Raw genomic sequence first — 2,500 nt, 5'->3', positions numbered from 1 at the left:
ATGCTGGTCAGCCATCTGCTGTGGAGCATCCAGACCCAGGCCGATGTGCTGATTGCCGGCCGCGTGCTCGACCCCCATGCGCTGGGCCTCTATGCCGAAGCGCTGTTCCTCGCGCAGCTGTTTTCGGCCAAGGTCATCCCGCCGCTCAATGAGGTCGCCTTCCCCGCCTATGCGCGACTGCAGTCCGAACCCGCGCGGCTGCAGGCCGCGTTCCTCAAAGCGATCGCGCTGATCATGCTGATCAGCTGTCCGGTCTATGCCGGGCTCGCGGTCACCGCGCCCGAGGCGATCTACACGCTGTTCGGCCCGAAATGGCTGGAGATGGTCCCGCTTGTCCAGCTCTTCGCGCTCTCCATGCCCTTCATGACGCTGCATGTGCTGATCGCCCCGGCGGTCAACGCACTGGGCCACCCACAGATCACGGTGCAAGGCTCGGCCTTCGGGGCTGTGTTCATGCCGGTGGTGTTCCTCATTGCCGTTCAGTTCGGCGTGACGGGCCTCGCGCTGGGCTGGGTGATAGGGATGCCGGTGGTGCTGGGCTTCAACCTGTGGCTGTCGTGCCCGGTCATCGGGGTGCGCGTCCGCGATGTGCTGATGGCCTGCGCCCCTGGCGTGGCAGCTTGCGGGGCCATGGCAGCTCTGGTCTGGACCATGCGGGTGGGCCTCGCCGATTCGCTGAGCAACGGCCTGCCGGAAGTCATCGCCCGGCTGGCCTTGCTCGCGGGAATCGGTGCGCTCAGCTATTTTCTGCTGCTTCGGATCCTCGCCCCGCAGATGCTGAGCGACGCCATCGGATTGCTGCGCCGGCAAACACCGGCGCTGGACGACATGGCACAATCGCAGACGGCATGACCTGCCTGCAAGACCATGGACCTGCCCGGCATGTATCGAAGGACATCTATTACCCACGTTCAGGCCGCGTATCTGCAAGTTTTTGAATATACGCGGATTGACTTCCGAATACAGCCAATTTGAATTTGTAACTTATTCAGTTTTCGGTGTCATGAAGTGACGCTTCCGAGCAACTTTGCGCGAAAGCGAAAACTGCATGTCTGCCCCCTCCCCCCATGACTTGCCATTGATTGCCGCCTGCCCGCCACGCCTGAGCAACATGGCCGACGCGCTGGCCGCCATGGAACAATCCGGTGTCTTTACCAACGGTGGCCCGATCGTTCGCAGGTTCGAGGCAGCCATTGTCGAACGGTTGTACCAGGGCGTCGGCGATTGCCTGGCCGTGCCAAGCGCGACCATCGGCCTGATGTTGGCGATTCGTCAGGCGCGCGAAGGGCGCAGCGGCGATCTGGCGCTGATGCCCAGCTTCACCTTCGCCGCCACCGCGCACGCCGCACTTTGGGCGGGACTGACGCCGGTTCTGATCGACAGCAACCCCGATGACTGGGCCGCCTGCGCGCGCGCCGAAGAGGCGGCCCTGCGCGAATATGGCGACCGCATCGCCGTTATCGTGCCTTACGACACGTTCGGCACCGGCATCGACCTTGCGCGCTATGCCCGGCTTTGTGCAGAGCACGACGTCGGAGTGGTCGTCGATGCAGCGCCGTCTCTGGGCAATATCGGTACATCGGGCACCGGCTTTGGCGGAGCCGCCGCGTTCGCCACCGTCTTCTCGATGCACGCGACCAAGCCCTTTGCCACCGCCGAAGGCGGGCTGATCTACAGCGCCGACACCGCGCTGGTGGCCGAGCTGCGGTCGATGAGCAATTATGGTTTCGGGACTGCGCGCTGCGCCACGAAGCCGGGGATGAACGCCAAGATGCCCGAGGTGATGGCGCTGCTGGCCCTGGCCCGGCTCGATCAGATCAGCGATGTGGCGCAGCACCGCATGGCGCTGGCCGAGCGGTATCGCAGCTGCCTGGGCGATCTTGTCCGCACGCAGTCCATCCACGCACCCATGGCGATACCGCAATTCATGCCGGTGCTGCTGCCGCGCCAGGTGGCACCCCTGCGCAACACGATCATGGCTGATCTGGCCGCGCAGGGAATCGGGTCGGGGCATTATTTCAGCCCGCATCTCGCGCAGCAGCCCTATTTTCAGGAAAGCTGCATCGCCTGTCCGACGCCGGTGGCCGATGCCATCGGCGCGCAAATGCTCTCGCTTCCGCTGAACGACACGATGTCGCTGGCGGATGTGGACAGGATCGCCGCCGCGCTGCACAGCGCCTGCGCCCGCCACCTGCTGCCCGCCCGTCCGAAGGCGCCCAAGGTGCATCGCACGCTGCTGATTGGCGGCGGTCCTGCCGGGACTGCGATGCTGGTCGCGGCCAGCAAGCAGGGCGCGCTGCCCGATCTCGCCGCCGGACTGGTGGTGGCAGAGCGCAGCGCGCGCCTCGGCACCGGGCTGCTCGATAGCTATGCGATCACATCAGACAGCACCGCCGAGACCTTTCTGACCGCAGCCCGGGACAATCCGCACCCAGAGATCGCTGCGCTGGTCGATCACCCGGGGGGACGGGAGATCGCCCGCCATATCGGCAGGCTCGGC

Annotated in this window: 2 protein-coding genes (1 of these 2 cut by a window edge); both read left to right on the top strand. The window is 65.3% G+C overall.

The genetic code is table 11. The features are described 5' to 3' along the window. Positions 1-852: the 3' portion of a lipopolysaccharide biosynthesis protein gene (locus D618_RS0100020; RefSeq protein ID WP_238550553.1), read on the top strand. Its footprint begins 621 nt before the window's first position; the window shows 852 of its 1,473 coding nt (coding positions 622-1,473); the start codon falls outside the window, past its left edge; the stop codon is at positions 850-852. 196 nt (positions 853-1,048) lie between these two features. Then, positions 1,049-2,500, top strand: a 1,452-nt coding sequence (locus D618_RS0100010; RefSeq protein WP_026091107.1) for a DegT/DnrJ/EryC1/StrS family aminotransferase, incomplete at its 3' end; no start/stop codon positions are given.

It is taken from the genome of Blastomonas sp. AAP53, assembly GCF_000331245.1.
Taxonomy (GTDB): domain Bacteria; phylum Pseudomonadota; class Alphaproteobacteria; order Sphingomonadales; family Sphingomonadaceae; genus Blastomonas.
This window is presented reverse-complemented; position numbering and strand designations above follow the sequence as displayed.